At 72.0% G+C, this 25,088-nt stretch carries 26 protein-coding genes; 17 read left to right on the forward strand and 9 right to left on the reverse strand.

From position 1 onward, the window contains the following. Positions 1–62 precede the first annotated feature (62 nt). Positions 63–1,517 carry a PLP-dependent aminotransferase family protein gene (locus ACIHCX_RS05300; protein ID WP_400026776.1) on the reverse strand — a complete coding sequence of 485 codons (1,455 nt, stop codon included), beginning with the start codon at positions 1,515–1,517 and terminating at the stop codon, positions 63–65. A 157-nt stretch (positions 1,518–1,674) separates the two neighbouring features. On the opposite strand from ACIHCX_RS05300, the gene ACIHCX_RS05305 reads away from it, so the two are divergent. Further along, the gene (locus ACIHCX_RS05305; protein ID WP_400026778.1) at positions 1,675–2,226 is read left to right on the forward strand and encodes a YitT family protein; all 552 of its coding nucleotides are present in this window, start codon (positions 1,675–1,677) and stop codon (positions 2,224–2,226) included. 27 nt (positions 2,227–2,253) lie between these two features. Here the strand turns inward: ACIHCX_RS05305 and ACIHCX_RS05310 are convergent, their stop codons facing one another. Then, a complete protein-coding gene (locus ACIHCX_RS05310) occupies positions 2,254–3,057 on the reverse strand; it encodes a VOC family protein (RefSeq protein WP_400026780.1) in 804 nt (267 codons plus the stop codon). Between the two features lie 302 nt (positions 3,058–3,359). Between ACIHCX_RS05310 and ACIHCX_RS05315 the strand changes: the two genes are divergently transcribed. Beyond that, positions 3,360–4,211 (forward strand): sulfurtransferase, encoded by an 852-nt coding sequence (locus tag ACIHCX_RS05315; protein ID WP_400026782.1) that lies wholly within the window; start codon positions 3,360–3,362, stop codon positions 4,209–4,211. Positions 4,212–4,412: 201 nt separating this feature from the next. On the opposite strand, the gene sepH is transcribed toward ACIHCX_RS05315, so the two are convergent. Further along, on the reverse strand, positions 4,413–5,432 hold the full coding sequence (gene sepH, locus ACIHCX_RS05320) for a septation protein SepH (RefSeq protein ID WP_400026784.1): 1,020 nt from the start codon (positions 5,430–5,432) through the stop codon (positions 4,413–4,415). A gap of 497 nt (positions 5,433–5,929) precedes the next feature. Between sepH and ACIHCX_RS05325 the strand changes: the two genes are divergently transcribed. Next, complete coding sequence (locus ACIHCX_RS05325) at positions 5,930–6,811, forward strand: hypothetical protein (protein ID WP_400026786.1); 882 nt, start codon at positions 5,930–5,932, stop codon at positions 6,809–6,811. Here ACIHCX_RS05325 and ACIHCX_RS05330 read toward each other — a convergent pair. Together ACIHCX_RS05330 and ACIHCX_RS05335 are read right to left on the reverse strand one after the other, a co-directional pair. Further along, the gene (locus tag ACIHCX_RS05330) at positions 6,735–8,054 is read right to left on the reverse strand and encodes a D-arabinono-1,4-lactone oxidase (RefSeq protein ID WP_400026789.1); all 1,320 of its coding nucleotides are present in this window, start codon (positions 8,052–8,054) and stop codon (positions 6,735–6,737) included. The two genes, ACIHCX_RS05325 and ACIHCX_RS05330, sit on opposite strands and share 77 nt — an antisense overlap. Then, positions 8,014–9,252 carry an MFS transporter gene (locus ACIHCX_RS05335; RefSeq protein ID WP_400026791.1) on the reverse strand — a complete coding sequence of 413 codons (1,239 nt, stop codon included), beginning with the start codon at positions 9,250–9,252 and terminating at the stop codon, positions 8,014–8,016. The genes ACIHCX_RS05330 and ACIHCX_RS05335 overlap by 41 nt, the downstream gene beginning before the upstream one ends. A 147-nt stretch (positions 9,253–9,399) precedes the next feature. Between ACIHCX_RS05335 and ACIHCX_RS05340 the strand changes: the two genes are divergently transcribed. Both ACIHCX_RS05340 and ACIHCX_RS05345 read left to right on the forward strand, forming a co-directional pair. Then, complete coding sequence (locus ACIHCX_RS05340; RefSeq protein WP_400026793.1) at positions 9,400–10,527, forward strand: ferrochelatase; 1,128 nt, start codon at positions 9,400–9,402, stop codon at positions 10,525–10,527. Between the two features lie 8 nt (positions 10,528–10,535). Then, positions 10,536–11,351, forward strand: coding sequence for an inositol monophosphatase family protein (locus tag ACIHCX_RS05345; RefSeq protein WP_400026795.1), 816 nt, complete (start codon positions 10,536–10,538; stop codon positions 11,349–11,351). Between the two features lie 93 nt (positions 11,352–11,444). Here ACIHCX_RS05345 and ACIHCX_RS05350 read toward each other — a convergent pair whose 3' ends face one another. After that, positions 11,445–11,618 (reverse strand): hypothetical protein, encoded by a 174-nt coding sequence (locus ACIHCX_RS05350; RefSeq protein ID WP_019981855.1) that lies wholly within the window; start codon positions 11,616–11,618, stop codon positions 11,445–11,447. Positions 11,619–12,041: 423 nt separating this feature from the next. Here ACIHCX_RS05350 and ACIHCX_RS05355 point away from each other — a divergent pair, with 423 nt between their 5' ends. The 4 genes from ACIHCX_RS05355 to ACIHCX_RS05370 all read left to right on the forward strand — a co-directional run bounded on the left by ACIHCX_RS05355 (position 12,042) and on the right by ACIHCX_RS05370 (position 15,650). After that, positions 12,042–12,695, forward strand: a complete 654-nt coding sequence (locus ACIHCX_RS05355; RefSeq protein WP_306189769.1) for a response regulator transcription factor — start codon at positions 12,042–12,044, stop codon at positions 12,693–12,695. A 6-nt stretch (positions 12,696–12,701) separates the two neighbouring features. Beyond that, positions 12,702–13,949, forward strand: a complete 1,248-nt coding sequence (locus ACIHCX_RS05360; protein ID WP_400026798.1) for a sensor histidine kinase — start codon at positions 12,702–12,704, stop codon at positions 13,947–13,949. Positions 13,950–14,341: 392 nt separating this feature from the next. Next, positions 14,342–14,638: a DUF4193 domain-containing protein gene (locus tag ACIHCX_RS05365; RefSeq protein ID WP_005481602.1), complete on the forward strand. Its 297-nt coding sequence runs from the start codon at positions 14,342–14,344 to the stop codon at positions 14,636–14,638. 13 nt (positions 14,639–14,651) lie between these two features. Continuing rightward, entirely contained in the window at positions 14,652–15,650 is a 999-nt protein-coding gene (locus ACIHCX_RS05370) for a hypothetical protein (RefSeq protein WP_400026800.1), read from the forward strand. A 65-nt stretch (positions 15,651–15,715) separates the two neighbouring features. Here ACIHCX_RS05370 and ACIHCX_RS05375 read toward each other — a convergent pair whose 3' ends face one another. Continuing rightward, on the reverse strand, positions 15,716–16,192 hold the full coding sequence (locus ACIHCX_RS05375) for a DUF3093 domain-containing protein (protein ID WP_400026802.1): 477 nt from the start codon (positions 16,190–16,192) through the stop codon (positions 15,716–15,718). Between the two features lie 58 nt (positions 16,193–16,250). Here ACIHCX_RS05375 and ACIHCX_RS05380 point away from each other — a divergent pair, with 58 nt between their 5' ends. The 8 genes from ACIHCX_RS05380 (at position 16,251) to ACIHCX_RS05415 (ending at position 23,609) form a co-directional block, all read left to right on the forward strand. Then, complete coding sequence (locus tag ACIHCX_RS05380) at positions 16,251–16,835, forward strand: PaaI family thioesterase (protein ID WP_400026804.1); 585 nt, start codon at positions 16,251–16,253, stop codon at positions 16,833–16,835. Next, positions 16,832–17,383, forward strand: coding sequence for a dUTP diphosphatase (dut, locus tag ACIHCX_RS05385; RefSeq protein ID WP_400026806.1), 552 nt, complete (start codon positions 16,832–16,834; stop codon positions 17,381–17,383). Before ACIHCX_RS05380 ends, dut begins: the two co-directional genes overlap by 4 nt. Before the next feature lies 1 nt (position 17,384). Continuing rightward, a complete protein-coding gene (locus tag ACIHCX_RS05390; RefSeq protein WP_400026808.1) occupies positions 17,385–18,152 on the forward strand; it encodes a DUF3710 domain-containing protein in 768 nt (255 codons plus the stop codon). A gap of 182 nt (positions 18,153–18,334) precedes the next feature. Then, positions 18,335–19,027: an ABC transporter ATP-binding protein gene (locus ACIHCX_RS05395; protein WP_400026810.1), complete on the forward strand. Its 693-nt coding sequence runs from the start codon at positions 18,335–18,337 to the stop codon at positions 19,025–19,027. A 138-nt stretch (positions 19,028–19,165) separates the two neighbouring features. Then, the gene (locus ACIHCX_RS05400) at positions 19,166–21,709 is read left to right on the forward strand and encodes an ATP-binding protein (RefSeq protein WP_400026812.1); all 2,544 of its coding nucleotides are present in this window, start codon (positions 19,166–19,168) and stop codon (positions 21,707–21,709) included. After that, a complete protein-coding gene (locus ACIHCX_RS05405; protein ID WP_400026814.1) occupies positions 21,706–22,389 on the forward strand; it encodes a response regulator in 684 nt (227 codons plus the stop codon). Before ACIHCX_RS05400 ends, ACIHCX_RS05405 begins: the two co-directional genes overlap by 4 nt. Before the next feature lie 41 nt (positions 22,390–22,430). Continuing rightward, the gene (locus tag ACIHCX_RS05410; RefSeq protein ID WP_390827755.1) at positions 22,431–22,829 is read left to right on the forward strand and encodes an OB-fold nucleic acid binding domain-containing protein; all 399 of its coding nucleotides are present in this window, start codon (positions 22,431–22,433) and stop codon (positions 22,827–22,829) included. A gap of 3 nt (positions 22,830–22,832) precedes the next feature. Beyond that, complete coding sequence (locus tag ACIHCX_RS05415; RefSeq protein WP_400026817.1) at positions 22,833–23,609, forward strand: DUF3159 domain-containing protein; 777 nt, start codon at positions 22,833–22,835, stop codon at positions 23,607–23,609. Between the two features lie 94 nt (positions 23,610–23,703). On the opposite strand, the gene ACIHCX_RS05420 is transcribed toward ACIHCX_RS05415, so the two are convergent. Together ACIHCX_RS05420 and ACIHCX_RS05425 are read right to left on the reverse strand one after the other, a co-directional pair. Beyond that, on the reverse strand, positions 23,704–24,372 hold the full coding sequence (locus ACIHCX_RS05420; protein ID WP_400026819.1) for a potassium channel family protein: 669 nt from the start codon (positions 24,370–24,372) through the stop codon (positions 23,704–23,706). After that, positions 24,372–25,043, reverse strand: coding sequence for a potassium channel family protein (locus ACIHCX_RS05425; RefSeq protein WP_400026821.1), 672 nt, complete (start codon positions 25,041–25,043; stop codon positions 24,372–24,374). The genes ACIHCX_RS05420 and ACIHCX_RS05425 overlap by 1 nt, the downstream gene beginning before the upstream one ends. Positions 25,044–25,088: the final 45 nt, after the last annotated feature.

The raw sequence follows: 25,088 nt of genomic DNA on the forward strand, positions 1-25,088 counted from the left end.
AAGGTGGTGCTGTGCATCGGTCGGACCACCGGAGTCCACGCGGCGCTGCCGAGGCCGCGCGCTCACGCGACGGGTGCGGGGGTGTGGGTTCCGGTGGCGCCCTGGGTGAGTGCCAGCCGTGCCTGGGCGAGCCTGCGGATTGCCTCGGTGAGCTGACTCGAAGGGAGCGTGTACGGCAGCCGGATGTGGCGTTCGAATGCCCCGCCGACTCCGAATCGTGGTCCGGCCGCGATGGTCACTCCGTAGTCCGGCGCGATCGCCGCCAGCCTTGAGCTGACGGGCTCGGGGAACATGCCCCACAGCGTCACGCCTCCAGCTGGTCGCGGTGCGTGGACGTCGGGCAGATACTCGGCGAGCGCTTCCGTCAGTGCGTCACGGTGAGAGCGTAGGTGCTGGAGGGCGTCGGGCCGTTCGGTCTGGCGCCCGTTCAGGAGTACGGCTGTTGCCAGCTGTTCGACCACGGGTGTGCCGAGGTCTGTGGCGGGGCGGGCTTGTTCGACGCGCTCCAGGAGTGAGGGCGTGGCGCGGATCCAGCCGGTGCGCAGGCCGCCCCAGATGCTCTTGGAAACCGAGCCGACGCTGACAGCGGTAGGCATGTGTACGGCGCAGGGTTCCGGTCTCGCACCGTCCAGAGCCAGATCGGTCATGGTCTCGTCGATGATCGTGGGACACGCCAGCCTGAGCCGGCGGCGCACGCTCGCGGACATGCACATCCCGGTCGGGTTGTGAAAGTCGGGTATCAGGTAGGCCAGTTGAGCCGCACGCCCTGCTGCCTGGAGCTGCGCGGTGTCCCAGCCGCACGTCCCCACGGCGACGGGCAGAAGCCGGGCGCGCGCTTCAGCGAATGTCCTGATCGCGTGCGGGTAGGTGGGATGGTCGATCAGGACCTTGTCGCGTGGCGACAGGAGTGTTCGTGCCAGGAGGCCGAGCGCGTGCTGGGCACCGCTGGTGATCATGATGTGATCGGGTGCGGTGGGCAGCCCTCTGCGCCGATACCAGTCGGCAACCGCTTCGCGCAGCTCTGCGGTGCCGTATCGGTCGTATCCGTGTCGCTCGAAGTACCGCGGCAGCTGTTCGAGAGCTGCCGCGTAAGCGGCGTGGAGGATCTCGACGGGTGCCGGTGGCGCGGCGAACGACAGGTTGATGGTCGCCGACTCCGTGCCGGCCGGGCGCTCGGACGGCGTGGCATGGGGGAGCCGCACGGTCGCCCTGGCGCGCGCCCTCGTGGCGAGGTACCCGTGCTCGACCAGCGTGCGGTATGCGGCACCGACGGTGGTTCTGCTGGTACCCAGCGCGGTAGCCAGGTCACGTTCGCTCGGCAGCGCCGCCCCCAGGGGGAGACGTCCGTCCAGGACCAGCAGCCGCAGCCTGTCGGAGAGGCGCTGGTGTGCCGGCCCGGGCCCGGCCTGCCAGGCCCCCAGCATGCGTGCTACCGCGTGCGAACTGATCTTCATCGTGCCAGCGTAATCAATCTGGCTATGGAATCGGAGTCCAGATGGCGCGGAGGCTTGCGCCATGGCTCCCCCTGCTTCCCCTTCACCCCTGTCCGTTCCGTCCCGTCCCGACCGCCCGGTGATGATGCGCATGAACGCCTTCGCTCAGATCAGGGCGGGCCGAACGGCGCGTCGTATCTCCCAGCTCCTGGTCGGCTTGGTGGGGTACGGCGCCGCCGTCATGGTGCTCGTCCAGTCCGGTCTTGGCGCGGCCAGCTGGAGCGTACTCACGGACGGCACGGCCAGGGCCCTTGGCATCTCCTTCGGATGGGCCACAAACCTGATCTCGTTCCTGGTCCTTCTCGCCTGGATACCCCTGCGGGAACTGCCGGGGCTCGGCACACTGCTCAACGTCGCGATCGTCGGCTTCGCCGCGGACGCCACCGCGGCCGTGCTCCCCACCCCTCAGGGGACGCTCGCTGAGATCGGTTACCTTGTCGTCGGCCTCGTCGCACTGGCCTTCTTTGACGCGCTGTACCTCGGTGCTCAGTTCGGGTCGGGTCCACGCGACGGCATCATGACGGGGCTTGTCCGAGTCACCCGCCTGCCTGTCGCCGTGGTGCGTACCGGCATCGACGTCGCTGTCGTCGGCATCGGCTGGATTCTCGGTGGACCCCTCGGGCTCGGGACCGTGCTCGTCGCACTGTGCATGGGGCCTCTCGTCGGCTGCTTCCTGCCGTTCCTGACGGTTCGCCTCCGCGCTGCCACGGCAGGCGAACGGCGCAGCCGATGACCGCCGCCACGCTGCTGCCGCGTCGCTTCACAGCGAACGGGCCATCAGGGCGAACCGGGCCCCCTCGGGATCGGTCACGGTGGCCACGCGGCCGTGGGTGGTGTTCCGGGCGGGGGTGAGGACACGGCCGCCCAGGGCGACGAGACGTTCGGTCGCCTCGTCGGTGTCGGCGACCTCGAAGTACGTCATCCAGTGCGGGCCCCGGTCGTGCGGTAGGGCCCGGCCCACCCCGTGCACTCCGGCGACCGGACGGCCGTCGAGGTGCAGGGCCACCCGGTCGGCATCGGCGGAGCCGTGCGGCTTTGGCTCGTAGCCGAACAGCCTGGTGTAGAACGTGGCGGCGCCCGCGGTCTCGTAGGTCAGCAGCTTGTGCCACACCGGTGTGCCGGGCACGCCGGCGACCTCCGTGCCCGGGTGCGCCTCGGCCTGCCACAGGCCGAAGACCGCGCCCCACGGGTCGGAGCCGATCGCCAGCCGCCCGTTGCCGCCCCCCTCCAGCGGGCCCACCCCGATCGTGCCGCCGCACAGCCGCACCTGCTCAGCCGTCAGGTCCACGTCGTCCGAGGCGAGATACGGCGTCCACGCCACCGGCAGGTGCTCGCCGGGCGGAAGTTGTCCGATACCTCCCACCTCGCGGCCGTCCAGCAGGGCCCGGACGCCGGGGCCGAGCCGACGGGGTCCGGGCTGGAACTCCCAGCCGAAGAGTTCCCCGTAGAAGGCCTGGGCGGCGGCCATCCCCTGGACCATCAGGCTTACCCGGCAGGGTGTTCCGGGTCTGTTGCGGGCGTGTGCCCGGCCGTTCGGGACATCCGGCTCCGGTGCCTCGGTCATCGTCACCTTCCCCTCGGCCCCTGCGACGGGCGCCTCGATTCCGTTCCCCGGACCCGTTGCCGACGCTCCGTCACCCGTGCCGGGCGCGCGCGGGCGCGCACCCCGAGGTGCCTGCGAGGCCGGGTCCTGTCCGGAATGTGCCCGGTGTGCGGTGTCCGGCCTGTTTCGTCGCGCTTACCGAAGGATGTCGATCGGCTGTACAGCATGTGTCCGATCCCGTACGCCTCGTGATCGGACCTGTCCGGCCGAGCAGAGTAGCCCGACCTGGACGATGCGGCCACCCCGTGCGCAAGGATGGGGCCATGAACGCCATCATCTCCGCATCCGATCTCGCGAACGCCCTCGCGGGGCCGCGGCCTCCCGTGCTGCTCGACGTCCGCTGGCAGCTCAGCCTGGCCGCGGCGGCCGGCGCGGCGCCCTTCGACGGGCGCGCCGCCCATGCGGCCGGGCACATTCCCGGCGCCGTCTTCGTCGACCTGGACCGTGAACTGGCCTCGCCGCCGGGCAAGGGCGGCCGCCATCCGCTGCCCGACCTGGAGGTGTTCGGCGCCGCGATGCGCCGTGCCGGGGTGTCGACGGCCCGGCCGGTCGTTGTGTACGACGGCGGACTGGGGTGGGCGGCGGCCCGCGCGTGGTGGTTGCTGCGCTGGACCGGACGCCCCGACGTGCGGGTCCTGGACGGGGGCCTGGCGGCCTGGGAGGGCCCGCTGGAGACCGCCGTGCCCGAGCCGGCCAAGGGCGACTTCGTGCCGGAGCCCGGCGCGCTGCCGCTGCTCGACGCCGACGGGGCCGCGGCGCTGGCGCGGTCCGGGGTGCTGTTCGACGCGCGCGCGGGGGAGCGGTACCGGGGCGAGGTGGAGCCGATCGACCCGGTGGGCGGCCACATCCCGGGCGCGGTGTCCGCGCCGACCACCAAGAACGCCGGCCCGGACGGGAAGTTCCTGCCGGCCGAGGAACTACGGGCGCGATTCGCGAAGTTGGGCGCGGCTGACGGTCGCGACGTCGGTGTCTACTGCGGCTCCGGTGTCTCCGCGGCGCACGAGATGCTGGCGCTGGCCGTCGCCGGGATCCCGGCCGCGCTGTACGTAGGCTCGTGGTCGGAGTGGTCCTCGGATCCGTCCCGGCCGGTCGCGGTGGGGCCGGACCCGCAGTGACGGGACCGGCAGTGACGGGACCGGCAGTGGCAGGCCGTCAGGTCGCCGGCTGGGAAAGATACTCATAACGAGTGACGGTCGGTCAGTCGGAACGGCCAACACCGAGCCACCCGACCACCAGGCCCCCAGCGGCGACGCCACGCACAGGGAAGGGCCGCACCAGTCGGGTGCCCTTCCCTTGTACGGCCGTGCTGGTGCCCGCTATTCCTGCTTCTTGCGGCGCGTGCCGAACACGATCTCGTCCCAGCTCGGCACGGCGGCACGGCGGCCGGGCCGGACCCCGTCCGCCTCGGCCTGACGGTCGGTGGCGCCGGTGAGGCGGTCGCGGTGGCTGGTGACGGAACGCGGCATGAGGACGTCCGCGTAGGCGGAGCCGGCCGAGGCCGCGGGGGCCGGGGGCTCCTCGGTCACCAGGTCCTCTTCGGGTTCCTCCACGGGCTCCGGTGCGCGCTCGGGCACCACCAGGTCGCCGCGGAAGCTCGGCACCGCCTCCAGGAGGCTGGTCAGCGTGTCGCGTTCGCCCACGCTCTCCTCGGCGGGCTCGGGCGCCTGACCCGGCAGCGCCGGACGGTCCCGGTCGAAGGAACGCTCGCGCGGCAGACGCGCGATGCGCGGCACGAACGGAAAGCTGGGTTCCGGGGCGCCGAGGTCGTCGGACTCCCCGATCAGGGCGCGTGCCTCGTCGTCCACGGCCTGCACCAGGCGCCGCGGCGGGTCGTAGGTCCAGCTCGCCGAGTGCGGTTCGCCCGCGACCCGGTAGACCAGCAGGACCTCCCAGGTGCCGTCGTCGCGGCGCCAGGAGTCCCACTGGGCGGTGTCCTTCTCGGCGCCGCGCAGCAGCAGCCGCTCCTGGACGGTCTCGCCGAGCAGCGGACCGGAGTTCTCGCCGGGGCGGCGGACGGGGGTCTTGCGGGCCCGCTCGGCCATGAAGGCGCGCTCGGCGAGGACGGGGCCCTCGAAGCGCCGTACCCGGTCGACGGGAATGCCCGCGAGCTGGGCGACCTCTTCCGCGGTCGCGCCCGCTCGTATCCGGGCCTGGATGTCGCGGGGGCGGAGATGGCTCTCCACCTCGATCTCGATCTGGCCGAGGCGGGGACGGTCGCCGCGCACGGCGGCTCGGAGTCGTTCGTCGATCGGAAGCGTGTACTCCGTGCTGTCCGCAGCCTTGAGCACCAGCCGTGTGCCGTCATTGGAGACGGCCACGACACGCAGTTCGGGCATGGGGACCTCCCGGGTGGTGCCTGCCGACGTCACGTGCGTCGCTGCTTCCGCTAGTCGAGTGTGGCCTGCCCGGGTGCAGCCTGCCACAACCTTGCCGAGTTGCCCGGCGTGTCGGGCACGGGCCCTGGAACGCCGTTATGGCACGGTTACCTGTTTACAACGCTAAGTGACCAACTCCGTCACCCTGTGCAACCAGCCCCTCCCGGCGGTCCAGCAAGGTCCCGGACACCCCGAAGGGAGGCCGGGCCCAGGGCCCATAACGGTACTCCATTCGGGCCACGTGCGTGGAAGGGCACGCCGCCCGACTTCTCGCCAGGAGTGGCACTCGGCCGCCCCCGACCGGTGCTTCGATCATGCCCGTGGCGAACTTCACTTAATCACCGCAAACGGAACTAACGGTTCTGTCGGTACGTCCCTTTCTCGTGCAGCCGGCCGGTCATCCACCGAGGACGCGGCTGTGTACGGCCGTGTACGACAGAGGCAGGCAAGGTCCGGTGATGAGCGAAAGGTCCGACGGCGGTGGGGTGCCGAGCGCGGGGGAGCAGACCAGGAGGAGACGGATCGACCTGAGCGTCGCCCAGGTCGCGGGCAGCGCCCTGGCGGCGGTGGTGGCCGCGAAGCTCGCCTCCTACTTCGGCGTCTACGGCACGATCCTCGGGGCCGGTGTCGTCAGCGTCCTGGCCACCTGCGGCGGCTCGGTCTTCCAGCACTTCTTCCGGCGCACCGGCCAGCAGCTGCGCGAGGCGGCCACCTCGTCGACCGCCTTTCCGGGGGCGGTTCCCGAGCCGGTCCCCGGGCCGGTTCCGGCGGGCGCCCCCGCCGGGCGGAGCACACCGCCGGTGGGCGAGTTCACCGAGGGGACCGTCTACCGGGCCCGGATCAAGAGCTGGAAGCGGCCCGTGGTCGCCGCCACCCTCGTCTTCGGGGTCACCATGGCCGGAATCACCGCCTACGAACTGGTGTCGGGCGACAGCTTCAGCGGCGGCCGGGGCACGACGGTCGGCGACGCCGTGAGCGGCCACCACAGGCCGCCCGTGACGTCCGACGAGCCGGTGCCCGCCTCCTCGCCCACCGGCACGCCGGGGACCGGGGACGGGACGCTGCCGGGCGGCACCGCCTCCGACGGCCCCGACCGGGGGACCGGGGTGAGCCCGACGCCCACGCCCGGGGCCACGGGGAGCAGCGGAGACGGCGGGAGCGCCGGGGACACTGGGGGCGCGGGCTCCGACGGCACGGGAGCGGGCGCGGGGGCGGACCGGCCGTCCGGCGCCGGAACCACGGCCCCGGCACCCGGCGCGAGCGCTACGGCCCCAGCACCCTCCGCAAGTAGTCGTTCTGGAACAGCCGGTGGGGATCCAGCCGGTCCCGCAACGCCGTGAACTCCCCGAAGCGCGGGTGGACCGCGGCGAGGTGGCCGGCGTCCCTGGTGTGGATCTTGCCCCAGTGCGGCCGGCCCTCGTACGCGGTGAGGATGCTCTCCGCGGCCGTGAAGTACCGCTGGTAGGGGGTGCCCCGGAACATGTGGACGGCGATGTACGCGCTGTCCCGGCCCGAGGCGGTGGACAGGGTGATGTCGTCGGCGGGCGCGGTGCGCACCTCCACCGGGAAGCTCACCCGCAGTCCGGAGCGGTCGACCATCGCCTTCAGCTCGCGCAGGGCGTCGGGCAGGGCCTCGCGCGGCACGGCGTACTCCATCTCCAGGAAGCGCACCCGGCGCGGCGAGGTGAAGACCTTGTAGGGGATGTCGGTGTACGTCCGGGCGGACAGCGCGCGGCTGGAGATCCCGGCGATCGACGGGATGGCGGCGGGCACCGCGCGGCCGACCCAGTTGGCCACCTGGAAGACGCCGTTGGAGAGGAACTCGTCCTCGAACCAGCCGGCCAGCCGCCCCACCGGCCGCTCCGGTCCGGCGCTGCGGTTGTTGCGCTTGGTGTTGGTGCTGCCGGTGTGCGGGAACCAGTAGAACTCGAAGTGCTCGTTCTCCGCCCAGAGTTGGTCGAACTCCGCGAGCACACGGTCCAGCGCCATCGGCTCCTCGCGGGCGGTGAGCAGGAAGAGCGGCTCCACCGCGAAGGTGAGGGCCGTGACGATCCCCAGCGCGCCCAGGCCGATGCGGGCGGCCGCGAAGACCTCCGGATGCTCCTTCGCGGAGCAGGTGAGCACCGAGCCGTCCGCCGTGACCAGCTCAAGGGCCGTGATCTGGGCGGCGATCGAGGCCGACGCGCGGCCCGTGCCGTGGGTGCCGGTGCTGGTCGCCCCGGACACCGTCTGCTCCATGATGTCGCCCATGTTGGCGAGCGAGAGTCCCTCGCGCGCGAGAGCGACGTTGAGCCTCTTGAGCGGGGTGCCGGACTCGACCGTGACCGTCATGGCCTCGCGGTCGATCCCGCGTATGCCGGTCAGCAGCTGCGGGCGGATCATCACGCCGTCCGTCGCGGCGATGCTCGTGAAGGAGTGACCGCTGCCGACGGCCTTCACCCTCAGCCCGTCCTCGGCGGCCTGCCGTACGGTGGCGGCGACGTCCTCCACCGTCGCCGGTGCGACCTGCCGCCCGGGGCGTGCGTCGACGTTGCCGCCCCAGTTATGCCACGTGCCGTTCCTCGCGCTCGTCGTGCTGCTCAACGAAGCCTCCCCGACGCGGAGCCGGCCTGCTCAGCCGGCGGTACCCGAGGAAACCGACCGCGACCGCGACGGCTCCGGACACCACCGGAACCCCGTACCCGGCGCTCGCCCCGGCCGCGTCGATCACCCAGCCGGCCACCGAGGAGCCCAGTGCCACCCCGACCGCGAGCCCGGTGCTCACCCAGGTCATGCCCTCGGTCAGGTGCGAGCGTGGTACGTGCTCTTCGACGAGGGCCATCGTCGTGATCATCGTGGGAGCGACGGACAGGCCCGCAACGAACAGCGCCACGGCCAGAAACGGCAGGTTTCCGACCAGTAGGAGGGGGATCATACTCACGGCCATCGCACAGATGCCCAGCAGCCAGTGCCGGGCCGGCGGTCCCGCGAAGCGCAGCAGGCCGAACACGACGCCCGCCGTGCAGGAGCCCGCCGCGTACAGGGCGAGCACGAGGCTCGCGGTGCCCTTGTGTCCCTGCTCGTCGGCGAAGGCGACGGTGACCACGTCGACCGCCCCGAAGATCGTCCCGGTCGCCACGAAGGTCGACACCAGCACCTGGAGTCCGCGCGCACGCAGGGCCGAACCGCCGCCGTGGTGCTCGCGCGCGTGCGGCGCGGGCTCGGTGGCGCGCTGGGCGGTCAGCCAGAACACCCCCACCGCCAGGAAGCACGCGGCCAGCAGCGGCCCCGCCTCCGGGAACCAGGCCGTGGACAGTCCGATGGAGACGATCGGTCCGAAGATGAAGCAGGCCTCGTCCACCACGGACTCGAACGAGTAGGCGGTGTGCAGCTGCGGTGTCCCCCGGTACAGGGCCGCCCAGCGCGCGCGGACCATCGCGCCCAGACTGGGCACGGAGCCGATCCCGGCCGCGCAGACGAACAGCACCCAGTCCGGCCACCGGAAGTGCGCCGCGAACAGCAGGACCGCCGCGGCGGTCAGTGAGACGAGCGTCGCGGGGCGCAGTACCCGGCGCTGCCCGTGCCGGTCGACCAGCCGGGAGATCTGCGGGCCGAGGACCGCGGCGGCCAGGGCGATGGTCGCCGACAGCGCGCCCGCGAGCCCGTAGCGCCCGGTGAGCTGGGAGGTCATCGTGACCACGCCGATGCCCATCATCGACAGTGGCATCCGGCCGAGGAACCCCGCGGCGGAGAAACCCCTGGAGCCTGGAGCGGCGAACAGGGCACGGTACGGGCTGGGCACAGGGTCTCCGCGAATCCGGTAAGGAGTGAGGGAAGCTGATCCAGCTTACGGATCGGCCGACTCCCGGTGCACCGCGCCCCTGTGCCCTGCCCGGCACCCCTGCGGGCCGGGATCCCGCCCGTCGGTGGGGGGTGGCAGGATCGAGGCATGCCTGACGTGCTCGACGCCACCCCGTACGACGCCCTGCTCCTGCTCTCGTTCGGCGGCCCCGAGGGGCCGGACGACGTGATCCCGTTCCTGGAGAACGTGACGCGCGGGCGCGGCATCCCCACCGAGCGCCTGAAGGAAGTGGGCGAACACTACTTCCGGTTCGGCGGGGTCAGCCCGATCAACGCCCAGAACCGCGCCCTGCTCGACGCCCTGCGCAAGGACTTCGCCGACCACGGCCTCGACCTGCCGGTCTACTGGGGCAACCGCAACTGGGCCCCGTATCTGACGGACACCCTGCGGGAGATGGTCCGCGACGGCCGCCGCCGCATCCTGGTCCTGGCCACCAGCGCCTACGCCTCCTACTCCGGCTGCCGGCAGTACCGCGAGAACCTCGCCGACTCGCTGGCCGCCCTCGAGGCCGAGGGGCTGGAGCTGCCGAAGGTCGACAAGCTGCGGCACTACTTCAACCACCCCGGCTTCCTGACGCCCATGATCGAGGGCGTCCTCGAGTCGCTCGCCGACCTCCCCGAGGACGTCCGCGACGGCGCGCACATCGCCTTCTGCACCCACTCGATCCCGGTCTCCGCCGCGGACACCTCCGGGCCGGTCCCCGGCCACGGGGACGGCGGGGCGTACGTCCGCCAGCACCTGGACGTGGCGCGGCTGATCGCCGACGCGGTCCGCGAGCGCACCGGCGTCGACCACCCCTGGCAGCTCGTCTACCAGTCGCGCTCCGGTGCCCCGCACATCCCGTGGCTGGAGCCCGACATCTGCGACCACCTCGAGGAGCGGCAGGCCGCGGGCGCCCCGGCCGTGGTCATGGCGCCCATCGGCTTCGTCTCCGACCACATGGAGGTCCTTTACGACCTCGACACGGAGGCCACGGCCAAGGCCGCGGAACTGGGCCTTCCGGTGCGCCGCGCCGCCACCGTCGGCGCCGACCCGCGGTTCGCCGCCGCCATCCGCGACCTGATCGTGGAACGTGCCGCCACCGAACGCGGACAGCGGGTTGCACCGTGCGCCCTGGGCTCGCTCGGCGCGGACCACGACCTCTGCCCGGTGGGCTGCTGCCCCGCCCGCACGCCCCGGCCGGCCGCCGCGGGCGCCGACAGCCCCTACGCGTGAGGAACCCCGTGACCGACACCCTGCCCGCAGAACTGCTGCAACTGGCCCGCCAGGCGGCCGGGCGCGCCGGAGAGCTGCTGCGCGACGGCCGCCCGGCGGACCTGGCGGTGGCCGCCACCAAGTCCAGCCCGGTCGACGTCGTCACCGAGATGGACATCGCCGCCGAGGAGCTGATCACCGGCCTGATCTCCGACCGCCGCCCCGAGGACGGCTTCCTCGGCGAGGAGGGCGCCTCCGTCGAGGGCACGAGCGGCGTCCGCTGGGTGATCGACCCGCTCGACGGCACCGTGAACTACCTGTACGGACTGCCGACCTGGGCCGTCTCCATCGCGGCCGAGCAGGACGGCGAGGCGGTCGTCGGGGTCGTGGTCGCCCCGATGCGCGGCGAGGCGTTCCACGCCGTGCGCGGCCGCGGGGCCTGGGCCACCGGAGCCTGGGCCGGCGAGCGCAAGCTGGCCTGCCGCGCCGCGCCGCCCCTGGACCAGGCCCTGGTCTCCACCGGCTTCAACTACGTGGCCGAGGTCCGCGCCCACCAGGCCGACGTGGCCCGCCGGCTGATTCCGCTGGTGCGCGACATCCGCCGCGGCGGCTCGGCCGCGGTGGACCTGTGCGACGTGGCGGTGGGCCGCCTGGACGGCTTCTACGAGCGCGGTCTGAACCCGTGGGACTACGCCGCCGGCGACCTGATCGCCCGGGAGGCGGGCGCCGTGACCGGTGGCCGCCCCGGAGAGCGTCTCTCCCGCGACCTGACGGTCGCGGCCACTCCGGGCGTCTTCGAGCCCCTCCAGGGCCTCCTGGAGGAGCTCGGGGCCTGGCACGACTGAGGGCACGGCAGGAGCACCACGCGGGAGCACCACGCAGGAGCGGGACCCAGGCGCTGGATTCGCCGGGGTCCCGCTCTCACGCGTGCAGGCTGATCAGACGCCGGACACGCCGACCTCCACACCGTGTTCGGCGGCGAGGCGGCGCAGGTCGTCGAGTTCGGCCAGCTCGACCTCGACGAGGAAGTCGTCGCCCTCGTCACGAGCCCGGGTCAGGTCGGACTCGGTCGCCTTTATGCGCTGTAGAAGTCCTGCGGTGAATGCGTCCATGCTGCGCCCCCTCGTCCTGGGTCGGTGGGTCGGTGGCACGGGGGTGTGCCGTTCGGAAGGGGCGATCACGTCTCAGCAGGTGCCCGGCGCTGCCCGACCGGGCGGCGACGGCGCTGGACACCCACACCCACTCTGCGGAAGCGGATCGCGGAGTACCGCATGGTGCTGCGGCACATGCAGAGCGTGATCGCGGGGTGTAAACCCGTCCTCCCCCGACTCATCGCGGTGGAAACCTCGACCGGACAAGAAAATTCGGGATTCGCGGCCTCTTCGCCCGCCGCTCGCCCGCCGTGCACCGGCCGCTTCCACGGCTTACCGCCGACTTATGGCCGAAAAGGGCAGGATGGAAGAACACACTCACGAAGACCCTGCCGGCGTGCGCCCCGAGCGGCGCTACGCGGGTGGACACAGGAAGGACCAGACGTGCGCGTACTCGTCGTCGAGGACGAGCAACTGCTCGCCGATGCGGTGGCCACCGGACTGCGCCGGGAGGCCATGGCCGTCGACGTCGTGTACGACGGTGCGGCCGCCCTGGAGCGCATCGGCGTCAACGACTACGACGTGGTCGTCCTCGACCGGGACCTCCCGCTGGTGCACGGCGACGACGTCTGCCGCAAGATCGTCGAACTGGGCATGCCGACGCGCGTACTGATGCTCACCGCCTCCGGCGACGTCAGCGACCGTGTCGAGGGCCTGGAGATCGGCGCCGACGACTACCTTCCCAAGCCCTTCGCGTTCAGCGAACTGACGGCACGCGTGCGGGCCCTGGGCCGGCGCACCAGCATGCCCCTGCCGCCCGTCCTGGAGCGCGCCGGGATCAAGCTCGACCCCAACCGCCGCGAGGTCTTCCGCGACGGCAGGGAGGTTCAGCTCGCGCCGAAGGAGTTCGCGGTCCTCGAGGTCCTCATGCGCAGCGAGGGCGCCGTGGTCTCCGCGGAGCAGCTGCTGGAGAAGGCCTGGGACGAGAACACCGACCCGTTCACCAACGTCGTGCGCGTCACGGTGATGACCCTGCGGCGCAAACTCGGCGAGCCCCCGGTGATCGTCACGGTGCCCGGCTCCGGCTACCGGATCTGATCCGCCGTGGCCGCGACCCCGGCGCCGCCCCAGGCGCCCCCGAAACCCACCTGGGACCCCAGAAGGCCGGAGCCCGCCTTCCCGTGGCTGCGCCCGACCATCCGGATACGGCTGACACTGCTGTACGGCGGCATGTTCCTGATCGCCGGCATCCTGCTGCTGTCGATCATCTACCTGCTCGCCGCGCAGGCCCTGCGCACCGGCAACCAACCGCTGTTCAAGATCGTCGACTTCAACGCCCTCAGGGTCACCAGCAACGACTGCCCGGGCGTCGACAACGGCAACCTGTCGTTGTCGGAGTTCAACGCCGCGATCAGCGCCTGCATCGACCACCAGCGTCAGGTCGCCCTGGACAGCCTGCTCAGCCGCTCGCTCCTCGCCCTGCTCGGGCTCGCCGTGATCGCCTTCGCGTTCGGCTACGCGATGGCCGGCCGCGTGCTGTCCCCGCTCGGCCGGATCACCCGTACCGCGCGGGCCGTGGCCGGCTCCGACCTGTCCCGGCGGATCGAGCTGGACGGCCCGGACGACGAGCTGAAGGAGCTCGCGGACACCTTCGACGACATGCTGGAGCGGTTGCAGCGGGCCTTCACCGCCCAGCAGCGCTTCGTCGGCAACGCCTCGCACGAGCTGCGTACCCCGCTCGCGATCAACCGCACGCTCCTGGAGGTGCAGCTCTCCGATCCGCACGCGCCGGTGGAGCTCCAGCAGCTCGGCAAGACCCTGCTGGCCACCAACGAGCGCAGCGAGCAGCTCGTCGAGGGCCTGCTGCTGCTCGCCCGCAGCGACAACCAGATCGTGGAGCGCAAGCCGGTGGACCTCGCCGAGGTCGCCTCGCAGGCCGTCGACCAGGTGCACGCGGAGGCGGAGGCCAAGGGGGTCGTGATCCGCGGCGAGCGCAAGCCGGCGGTCGTCCAGGGCAACGGCGTGCTGCTGGAGCGGATCGCCCTGAACCTGGTGCAGAACGCGGTGCGGTACAACGTGGCCGAGGAAGGCTGGGTGGAGGTCACCACCGACGTCCAGCACGGTCAGGCGATACTCGTCGTCACGAACACCGGGCCGGTCGTCCCGGCGTACGAGATCGACAACCTCTTCGAGCCCTTCAGGCGGCTGCGCACCGAGCGCACCGGCAGCGACAAGGGCGTCGGCCTGGGCCTGTCCATCGCCCGCTCCGTGGCGAGGGCGCACGGCGGCCACATCTCGGCCCAGCCGCGCGAGGGGGGTGGGCTCGTGATGCGGGTGATGCTGCCGATCTGACATCATTGCGCCGACACGCGGGGATGTTCGCTTTAGGCGGAAATTCCCGGGACCGTTCCGGGTCTCACCGTGTGTGATCGATCACAGGGGCGGATTTCCAGCCATCCACGCTCCGTGGCCAAGTGGGCCGTGAAATGCCGGAAAAATCCCGGTTTTCAGAGGGCGTGATCACGGGAAGTACACGGTGAGACCGCTTTGGAGCGGGACATTCGGACCGTGTACGGTCCCCATCGCCATCCAAGCCGATCACTCTTGAGGAGTGCGGTTGGGTGTCGATTGAGTAACAGACCTTGATGTGAGGCAAAATCTCCGCCTCAGGTCGGGCACAAGTCCGGCCTCTCACGCGTTACGTGCGCTGGAGACACCGCATACACCCAGAGGGGGAGAGCGACATGGCAACCGACTACGACACCCCACGCAAGACCGACGACGACGTCGACTCGGACAGCCTGGAAGAGCTGAAGGCCAGGCGGAACGACAAGTCGACCTCCGCCGTGGACGTCGACGAGTTCGAGGCCGCCGAAGGCCTGGAGCTGCCCGGAGCAGACCTCTCGAACGAGGAACTGGCCGTCCGGGTGCTGCCCAAGCAGCAGGACGAGTTCACCTGCATGAGCTGCTTCCTGGTGCACCACCGCAGCCAGCTGGCCCGGGAGAAGAACGGCCAGCCGATCTGCCGCGACTGCGACTGAGGCAGGGTCGGCCGTGACTGGCTCGACCCCTCCTTGGAAGCGCCGCATCCCCCGCGGGGGAGCGGACTCGGGGCCGTCCGACGGCCCTCACGGCGCGCGTGACGAAGAGCGAGGGCCTTCCCGTGCATCCGACCCGGACGGGTCGGCGGGATCGCCCGCGCTCGCATCGGTCCCCGGGCGCGGTGACCCCGCCGTCCCGGCGGGTGGATCCGCGCCCGTGGCCCGGCGTCAGGCCGCGGCGATCCGGCACCGGGCCCGGAAGGCGCAGGACGCGGCCAGAACGGGCGCCCGCGTGGGCGGCAGCCACGCCAGGGCGGCCCTCTCCTACCTCACCGACCGTGTCATCGACATGGCCCCGCGGATCCCCGTACGGGACCTCACCACGCTGCGCCGGCAGTTCCCGGGCCTCGGGCCCGAACAGCTCGCGGACAAGCTGGTGGCGGGCGCGGCGGGAGCCTCCTCCACGGTCGGAGCGGCTGTCGGGGCGGCGGCGATGCTGCCGGTACCGCCCGCGATGCCGACCCAGCTGGCCGCCGAGGTCACCGGAGTCGCGGCGGTCGAACTCAAACTGATCGCGGAACTCCACGAGGTGTACGGGGTGCGGCCCCCCGGACATCTGAAGGCCCGCAGCACCGCGTATCTGTCGGTCTGGTCGCACGAGCGCAGAATCGACGTGCGGAACCCGTCGTCGATCGACGTGGCCCTCGGGGGCCGGATGAGGCGCCAGCTGCGCCGACAGATCATGAAGCGGACGGCGCGGGGCCTGCCCAAGCTGACGCCCTTCATGGTGGGCGCGGCGGCCGGTGCCGTCATGAACCGTCGCGAGACCAGACGCCTCGCCGCCCGCATCCGGGCCGACCTGCGCAAGATCCAGGTCCCGTGGGACGAACTGCCCCCGCTGCCGCCCCTGGAGACGCCCGGGCACCCGCTGCCGCTCCAGGACACCACCGGCGGTTCCGACACCGCCGACGGTTCCGACACCACCGGCGGCTCCGGGGAACCCGGGAGCTGACGAGCCCCCGCCCCAGGACCCCGTGGACGAGGCCGTACGGCCTCGGGACCGCGCGGCCCCCGGGATTACGCGGCCTCGGGCGCCGCGGCCGTCCGTGCCGCACGCAGCGCCTCAGCCAGCCGCTCCGGCTCCCGCGTCGACAGGTACAGGTAGGGCGTCGGGTCCTCCGGGTCGGTGACCTCCACCCGCAGCGCCCCCGGAATGTAGGCGCGCAGCAGCAGGAAGGCGCGGGTGTCGGCCTTGTACGTGCGCCAGGCGCGCGCCTCCTCCGCGTCCAGCACCTGAGCCTCGCCCAGCGCCGCGACCGGGATCTTCGCCTCGCCCGCGATCAGCTGGTCGCCCACGACCCGGATGCGCGGCGAGCCGTAGGAACTCACCACGACCGCCGTCGCCGCGGTACCGCCGACCAGGCCGCCCAGCAGCGGCAGGGTGCCGAACGGAAGCAGGACCAGGGCGCAGGAGACGCCCATCAGAAGGCTGATCAGCCACCAGGAGCGGGGCGCGGTGAGGCGTTCTTCGTACGGCTGGGCGGAGAGCTGCATGAAACCAAGCTTGGCACGGTGTCGGGCGTACGCCGACGCGCGGGTAAGGTCTGCGCCTGTGAGTGGTAGTTCCGCAGCTCTTCAGCCCCCGCCCGACGCCGTGGACCCGGTCCGGCACCCCGACGCCCCCGCGCCCGGAGAACTCCTCGGCTCGCACTACGCCGCGTGCTTCGGCTGCGGCGGGGAGCAGCCGCACGGACTGCACCTCCAGGCACGGGCCGGGGAGGGCGTCGGCATCACCGCCGAGTTCACCGTGCAGCCCGCCCACCAGGGCGCGCCCGGACTCGCCCACGGCGGGGTCCTCGCGACCGCCCTCGACGAGGCCCTCGGCTCGCTGAACTGGCTGCTGCGGACGATCGCCGTGACCGGGCGGCTGGAGACGGACTACGTGCGTCCGGTGCCGGTCGGCACCACCCTGCATCTGGCGGCCGAGGTCACCGCGGTGGCCGGCCGGAAGATCTACTCCAGGGCCACCGGACGCGTCGGCGGCCCCGACGGGCCGGTCGCCGTCCGCGCCGAGGCCCTCTTCATCGAGGTCAAGGTCGACCACTTCGTCGATCACGGCCGTGAGCAGGAGATCCACGCCGCCATGAGCGACCCGGACCAGGTCCGGCGCGTCCGCGCCTTCGAGGTGAACCCGTGAGCCGTGAGCCCCTGAACGTGCTGATCCGGCGTGTCGACGCCGACGTACCGCTTCCGGCGTACGCGCACCCCGGTGACGCGGGCGCCGATCTGCGCACCACCGCGGCGTGCGAACTGGCGCCGGGGGAGCGGGCCGTTCTGCCGACGGGAGTGTCTGTCGCGCTCCCCGAGGGGTACGCGGCCTTCGTGCACCCGCGTTCCGGACTCGCCGCCCGCTGCGGTGTCGCCCTCGTGAATGCCCCGGGGACGGTTGATGCCGGGTACCGTGGGGAGATCAAGGTGATCGTGGTGAATCTCGACCCGCGCGAGTCCGTGCGGTTCGAGCGCTTCGACCGGATTGCCCAACTGGTCGTCCAGCAGGTCGAGAGGGTCCGCTTCCAGGAGGTGGCGGAGCTTCCCGGCTCGGCGCGGGCCGAGGGGGGCTTCGGGTCCACCGGCGGCCACGCCGCCGTGGACGGCGTGAGCGGCACAGACGGCCGGGCTGCCGTAGGCGGCGCGGCGGGTGGGAATCGATACGCTTCGGTCGTATCCGACCGGGAAGGACAGTGACGTGTTCGGACGTCGCAAGAAGAAGGGTGCCGCCGAGGACGCGGCCGGCGAGGCCGAGCAGGTCGTCGACAGCGTCGACACCGAGGCGGACGTAGACGTGGAGAGCGAGCGCGAGCGAGTGCGGCTCGAGCCCGAGCCGCGGCCCGACGGGCCCTGGGACCGCTCCGAGGTGCGCGAGCCGGCCGAGGGCCGGGTGGACCTCGGCGGCCTGTTCGTGCCGGGTGTCGAGGGCATGGAGCTGCGGGTCGAGGTCGCGGGCGACGCGATCGTCGCGGCGACCGTCGTCCTGCAGGACAGCGCCGTCCAGTTGCAGGCCTTCGCCGCCCCCAAGCGCGAGGGCATCTGGGGCGAGGTGCGCGAGGAGATCGGCAGCGGCATCACCCAGCAGGGCGGCATCGTCGACGAGGTCGAGGGGCCGCTGGGCTGGGAGCTGCGCGCGCAGGTTCCGGTGCAGCTTCCGGACGGAACGGGCGGCTACCAGGTCGTGCGGTTCGTCGGCGTGGACGGTCCCCGCTGGTTCCTGCGCGGGGTGATCTCCGGGCAGGGCGCGGTGCAGCCGCAGGCGGCCGGACTGCTCGAGCAGATCTTCCGGGACACGGTCGTGGTCCGCGGCGAGGGCCCCATGGCGCCCCGCGACCCGATCGTCCTGAAGCTGCCGAACGACGCGCAGATGGTGCCCGAGGGCGTCCAGCAGGACGAGGGCCAGTCCCGCTTCTCCGGCGGGATGGGTCAGCTCCAGCGCGGCCCGGAGATCACCGAGGTCCGCTGAGAACGGTCATCGACAGGACCCAGGGCCGTACCTTCGGGGGTGCGGCCCTCTGCCGTGCGCGGACCTTCGTGCGGCCTGGGTCGGAAACCTTCGCGAACGTCCGTGCGTTGGGATGTTGAAGGGACGCGCGCGGCTGGTGATACTGGCGCCCGGTCCACGGGGGACGGAAACGGGGAGGGCACATGAGCCAGGTGATCACCGAGACGATGGTGCGCGTCGAGGACGTCCACAAGTCCTACGGGCACGCGGCGGCCGCCGTGCACGCCCTGCGCGGCGTCTCCTTCGAGGTGCCGCGGGGCGAACTGGTCGCCCTCAAGGGCCGCTCGGGCTCGGGCAAGACCACGCTGCTCAACATCGTCGGCGGGCTGGACGAGCCGGACCGGGGCCGGGTCCACGTCGACGGCCGCGACCTGTCCGAACTCGGCGAGGACGGCCTCCTCGCCCTGCGCCGGGACCGCATCGGGTTCGTCTTCCAGTCCTTCGGGCTCATCCCGATCCTCACCGCCGCGGAGAACGTCGGCGTGCCGATGCGGCTGCGCCGCGCCGATCCGCGCGCGCGGGAGGAGCGCGTCGAGCTGCTGCTGTCCCTGGTCGGCCTCGCCGACCACGCCCGGCAGCGGCCCGGTGAGCTCTCCGGCGGCCAGCAGCAGCGCGTGGCCATCGCCCGCGCCCTCGCCAACGAGCCGGCGCTCCTGATAGCCGACGAGCCGACCGGCCAGCTCGACGCGGAGACCGGCCACGCCGTGATGGAGCTGCTGCGCGCGGTCGTCCGCAGCGAGCAGGTCACCGCACTGGTCGCGACCCACGACGCGACCCTGCTGGACCTCGCCGACCGGGTCCTGGAGCTGCGCGACGGGAAAATCGTCGAATCGTGACGCCCTGACGCCCTGACGCCGTGGACGTCAGGGTTGCGTCAAAGACGGTCATCCGCCCCTGCGCGACCCTTTATGTCGCGAATATCGGCCGTAGGGTCGACGCGGCACACACAGCCGTGACGGGAAGACAATGGGGCCATGGGACGCGGCAAGCTTCGGATCTACCTCGGTGCGGCGCCGGGCGTCGGCAAGACGTACGCGATGCTGTCCGAGGCGCACCGCCGGGTTGAGCGGGGCACCGACTGCGTCGTGGCGTTCGTCGAGCACCACGACCGGGCGCGCACCGAGGTGATGCTGCACGGCCTCGAGCAGGTCCCCCGCAAGGAGCTGGAGTACCGCGGGGCCACCTTCACCGAGATGGACGTCGACGCCGCGCTGCGCCGCGCCCCGGCCGTCGCCCTGGTGGACGAACTCGCCCACACCAACATCCCCGGCTCCCGCAACGCCAAGCGCTGGCAGGACGTCGAGGAACTGCTCGCGGCCGGTGTCGACGTCATCTCCACGGTCAACATCCAGCACCTGGAGTCCCTCGGCGACGTGGTCGAGTCGATCACGGGCGTACGGCAGCGCGAGACCGTTCCGGACGAGGTGGTGCGGCGGGCCGACCAGATCGAGCTGGTCGACATGTCGCCGGAGGCCCTGCGTCGCCGGATGGCACACGGCAACATCTACAAATCGGACAAGGTCGACGCCGCCCTGTCCAACTACTTCCGGCCCGGCAATCTCACCGCCCTGCGCGAACTGGCCCTGCTGTGGGTGGCCGACCGGGTCGACGAGTACCTCCAGCGCTACCGCAGCGAGCACCAGGTCTCCAGGATCTGGGGCTCGCGCGAGCGGATCGTGGTCGGCCTGACCGGCGGCCCCGAGGGGCGCACGCTGATCCGCCGGGCGGCCCGGCTGGCCGAGAAGGGCGCCGGAGGGGAGGTCCTGGCCGTCTACGTCGCCCGAAGCGACGGACTGACCTCCGCCTCCCCGAAGGAGCTGGCCGTCCAGCGCACCCTCGTGGAGGACCTGGGCGGCACCTTCCACCACGTCGTCGGCGACGACATACCGGCCGCGCTGCTCGACTTCGCCCGCGGGGTCAACGCGACCCAGATCGTGCTGGGCTCCTCGCGCCGCAAGACCTGGCAGTACGTCTTCGGACCGGGCGTGGGCGCCACGGTGGCCCGTGAGTCGGGCCCCGACCTCGACGTGCACATCGTCACCCACGGGCAGGTCGCCAAGGGGCGCGGACTGCCGGTGGCCCGGGGCGCCCGGCTCGGCCGCGCCCGGATCGTCTCGGGCTGGACGGTGGCGGTCGCCGGACCGGTGGCCCTCGCGCTGCTGCTGAACACCGGGGACATCGGCCTGGCCAACGACATGCTGCTGTTCCTGGCCCTGACGGTGGCCGCGGCCCTGCTGGGCGGGCTGCTGCCGGCGCTCGCCTCGGCCGCCGTCGGATCGCTTCTGCTGAACTACTACTACACCCCGCCCCTGCACCGGCTGACCATCGCCGATCCCAAGAACATCGTCGCCCTCGCGATCTTCGTCGGGGTCGCCGTGTCCGTGGCCTCGGTGGTGGACCTCGCGGCCCGCCGCACCCACCAGGCCGCCCGGCTGCGCGCCGAGGCGGAGATACTGTCCTTCCTCGCGGGCAGCGTGCTGCGCGGCGAGACCAGCCTGGAGGCGCTCCTGGAGCGGGTCCGCGAGACCTTCGGCATGGAGTCGGTGGCGCTCCTGGAACGGCAGAGCGACGTGGACCCCTGGACCTGCGCCGGCCGGGTGGGCACCGGCGGACCCCTCCAGCGCCCCGAGGACGCTGATGTGGACATGCCCGTCAGCGACCACATGGCGCTGGCGCTGACCGGACGGGTGCTGCCCGCCTCCGACCGCCGGGTGCTGGCCGCCTTCGCCGCCCAGTCCGCCGTCGTCCTGGAGCGCCGGCGCCTCCAGGAGGAGGCCGACCGGGCCCGCGCCCTCGCGGAGGGCAACCGGATCCGCACCGCGCTGCTCGCCGCCGTCAGCCACGACCTGCGCACGCCGCTCGCCGGGATCAAGGCGGCCGTCTCCTCGCTCAGGTCCGAGGACGTCGCCTGGTCCGAGGAAGACCGCGCGGAACTGCTCCAGGGCATCGAGGAGGGCGCCGACCGGCTCGACCACCTCGTGGGCAACCTGCTGGACATGTCCCGCCTCCAGACCGGCACCGTCACCCCGCTGATCCGCGAGATCGACCTCGACGAGGTGGTGCCGATGGCGCTGGGCGGGGTGCCCGAGGACAGCGTGCACCTGGACATCCCGGAGTCCCTGCCGATGGTCGCCGTCGACCCCGGACTGCTGGAGCGCGCGGTCGCCAACCTGGTCGAGAACGCCGTGAAGTACAGTCCGCCGGACGAGCCGGTGCTGGTGTCGGCCAGCGCCATGGCCGACCGGGTCGAGGTCCGGGTCGTCGACCGCGGACCGGGCGTCCCGGACGCGGCCAAGGACCGCATCTTCGAGCCGTTCCAGCGGCACGGCGACGCCCCGCGCGGAGCCGGCGTCGGCCTCGGTCTCGCCGTGGCACGCGGCTTCGCCGAGGCCATGAGCGGCACGCTCGATGCCGAGGACACGCCCGGCGGCGGTCTGACGATGGTCCTCACCCTGCGGGCCGCGAAGAGCCTTCGCGTGCCCGCACGACTCGCAGAACCAGAAAGGCAAACCACATGACGCGGGTGCTGGTGGTCGACGACGAGCCGCAGATCGTGCGCGCCCTCGTGATCAACCTCAAGGCACGCAAGTACGAGGTCGACTCCGCCTCCGACGGCAGGGCCGCCCTCGACCTCGCCGCCTCCCGCCACCCCGATGTGGTCGTCCTCGACCTGGGCCTGCCCGACATGGACGGCGTCGAGGTGATCAGAGGCCTGCGCGGCTGGACCCGGGTGCCGATCCTGGTGCTGTCCGCCCGGCACTCCTCCGACGAGAAGGTCCAGGCGCTGGACGCGGGCGCCGACGACTACGTCACCAAGCCGTTCGGCATGGACGAGCTGCTGGCCCGGCTGCGGGCGGCCGTCCGCCGCGCCGAGCCCGTCGGGAGCGGCGAGGACGGCGTGCTGGTGGAGACCGAGGACTTCACCGTCGACCTGGCCGCGAAGAAGGTCAACCGGGCCGGCAAGGACGTACGGCTCACCCCGACCGAATGGCATCTGCTGGAGGTCCTGGTGCGCAACACCGGCCGGCTGGTCAGCCAGAAGCAGCTGCTCCAGGAGGTGTGGGGCCCGTCGTACGGCACGGAGACGAACTATCTGCGCGTGTACATGGCGCAGCTGCGCAGGAAGCTGGAGGCCGACCCCTCGCATCCCAAGCACTTCGTCACGGAGCCGGGGATGGGCTACCGCTTCGAGAAGTGAGCGGTTACGTCGCCCTCGGGGCACCCCGGTACGCTTCAGACATGAGTGCTGTTCCCCGTTCCGAAAAGCCGGTGGGGCGGTTCCGGCGCATGCTCGACCGGCTTTCCTCGTCGCAGGAGGACCTGGAGTCCGAGGAACTGCGGGAGGACGCCGAGACCGCGGGCTGTACGCGCATCGGTGACTGCCACGACCGGCAGATCGTCACCGTTACTGGTACCTTGCGCACGGTCACCCTGCGTCCGCGTGCCGGAGTCCCGGCCCTGGAGGCCGAGTTGTTCGACGGCACGGCCGCCCTGGACGTGGTGTGGCTCGGCAGGCGCTCCATCGTCGGGATAGAACCGGGGCGCAGGCTGATCGCATCGGGCCGGATCTCGATGAGTCGGGGCCGCCGGGTGCTGTTCAACCCCAAGTACGAACTGCGACCCCTCGGACGGGAGTAGCCGGTGACGTCACTCGACAAGCCGACCGAAGACACGACTGCCGACGATGATGCCCGGGCGGTGACGGAGGCCGCGCTGTTCGAGGCGTTCGGCGGGGTGCGGGGCATGGTCGAGACGGTGCTGCCCGGCCTCCTCTTCGTCACCATCTTCACGCTCAACAAGGACCTGCACTGGTCGGCCATCGCCGCGCTGGCCGTGTCGCTGCTCCTCGTCGTGGTCCGGCTGGCGATGCGGGACACCGTCAAGCACGCCTTCAGCGGTGTCTTCGGCGTCGCCTTCGGCGTCGTCTTCGCGATGATCACCGGCAACGCCAAGGACTTCTACCTGCCCGGCATGCTCTACACGCTGGGCCTGGCCGTGGCGTACCTCGTGACCACGCTGGCCGGGGTCCCGCTGATCGGCCTGATGCTCGGCCCGGTCTTCAAGGAGAACCTCTCCTGGCGCACCCGCAACCCGGGCCGCAAGAAGGCCTACGCCAAGGCGAGCTGGGCCTGGGGCCTGATCCTGCTCGCCAAGTGCGCGATCCTCTTCCCGCTGTACTGGTGGGCCGACACCACCCAGCTCGGCTGGGTCCTGGTCGCCCTGAAGATCCCGCCGTTCCTGCTGGCGGTCTGGCTGACCTGGGTCTTCCTCGCGAAGGCGCCCGCGCCCATCGACGTGTTCGCGGAGCTGGAGGCGCAGGAGAAGGCCGAGCAGCAGGCCGAGGAGGAGCGCAAGGCGGCCCTGGCCCAGGACCACGGCGAGGCACCGGCCGCCGGCCGACACCGCCGCCAGAGCTGAGCGACGCCCGTACGACGGCGGGGGGGCACCCGGATCTCCGGGTGCCCCCCCGCCGTCGTACGGGCGTCGCTGCTCGGTGCTCAGCGCTCGGTGCTCAGCTCTCCCGGCGCACCGACAGCAGGTCCTCCAGCTGCTCCTCACGGGCCTGCGCGGCCACGAACAGCAGCTCGTCGCCCGCCTCCAGGGAGTCCTCCCTGGACGGGGTGAGCACCCGGGTGCCGCGGATGATGGTGACCAGCGAGGTGTCCTCGGGCCACTCGACGTCCCCGACCTGGGTGCCGGCCAGGGCCGACTCCTCCGGCAGGGTCAGCTCCACGAGGTTGGCGTCGCCGTGGCTGAAGCGCAGCAGCCGGACCAGGTCGCCGACGCTCACCGCCTCCTCGACCAGCGCGGACATCAGACGCGGGGTGGAGACGGCCACGTCCACGCCCCAGGCCTCGTTGAACAGCCACTCGTTCTTCGGGTTGTTCACACGGGCCACCACCCGCGGCACGCCGTACTCCGTCCTCGCCAGCAGCGAGACGACCAGGTTCACCTTGTCGTCGCCCGTCGCGGCGATCACCACGTTGCAGCGCTGAAGCGCCGCCTCGTCCAGCGAGGTGATCTCGCAGGCGTCGGCGAGCAGCCACTCGGCCTGCGGCACGCGCTCGACCGAGATGGCGGTCGGCGCCTTGTCGATGAGAAGGACCTCGTGGCCGTTCTCCAGCAGCTCGCTCGCGATCGAGCGACCGACCGCGCCGGCACCGGCAATGGCGACCCTCATCAGTGACCGCTCTCCTCTTCCGGGCCCTCGGCGAACGCCGCCTCGACCTTCTCCACGTCGTCCGTCCGCATCATCACGTGCACGAGGTCGCCCTCCTGGAGCACCGTCTGCGAGCTCGGCAGGATCGACTCGCCGAGGCGGGTCAGGAACGCCACCCGGACGCCCGTCTCCTCCTGCAGCCTGCTGATCTTCTGGCCCACCCACTTCGGGGAGGCGTGCACCTCGGCGAGCTGGACGCCGCCGGTGGGGTCGCGCCACAGCGGCTCGGCGCCCGAGGGCAGCAGCCGGCGGAGCATCTGGTCGGCCGTCCAGCGGACCGTGGCCACGGTCGGGATCCCCAGGCGCTGGTACACCTCGGCGCGGCGGGGGTCGTAGATACGGGCCGCGACGTTCTGCACGCCGAACATCTCGCGGGCCACCCGCGCGGAGATGATGTTCGAGTTGTCGCCGCTGGAGACGGCCGCGAAGGCACCGGCCTCCTCGATGCCGGCCTCGCGCAGGGTGTCCTGGTCGAAGCCGATTCCGGTGACCCGGCGGCCACCGAACCCGGGGCCCAGCCGACGGAAGGCGGTGGGGTCCTGGTCGATCACGGCGACCGTGTGCCCCTGCTGCTCCAGGGTCTGGGCGAGAGCGGAGCCCACTCTCCCACAGCCCATGATGACGATGTGCACGACCGTCCTTCCGATGTCAATAGCGACTGCTCAGTCCCATCAGGG

Origin of the sequence: Streptomyces sp. NPDC052043 (assembly GCF_044548235.1) — a bacterium.
GTDB lineage: Bacteria > Actinomycetota > Actinomycetes > Streptomycetales > Streptomycetaceae > Streptomyces.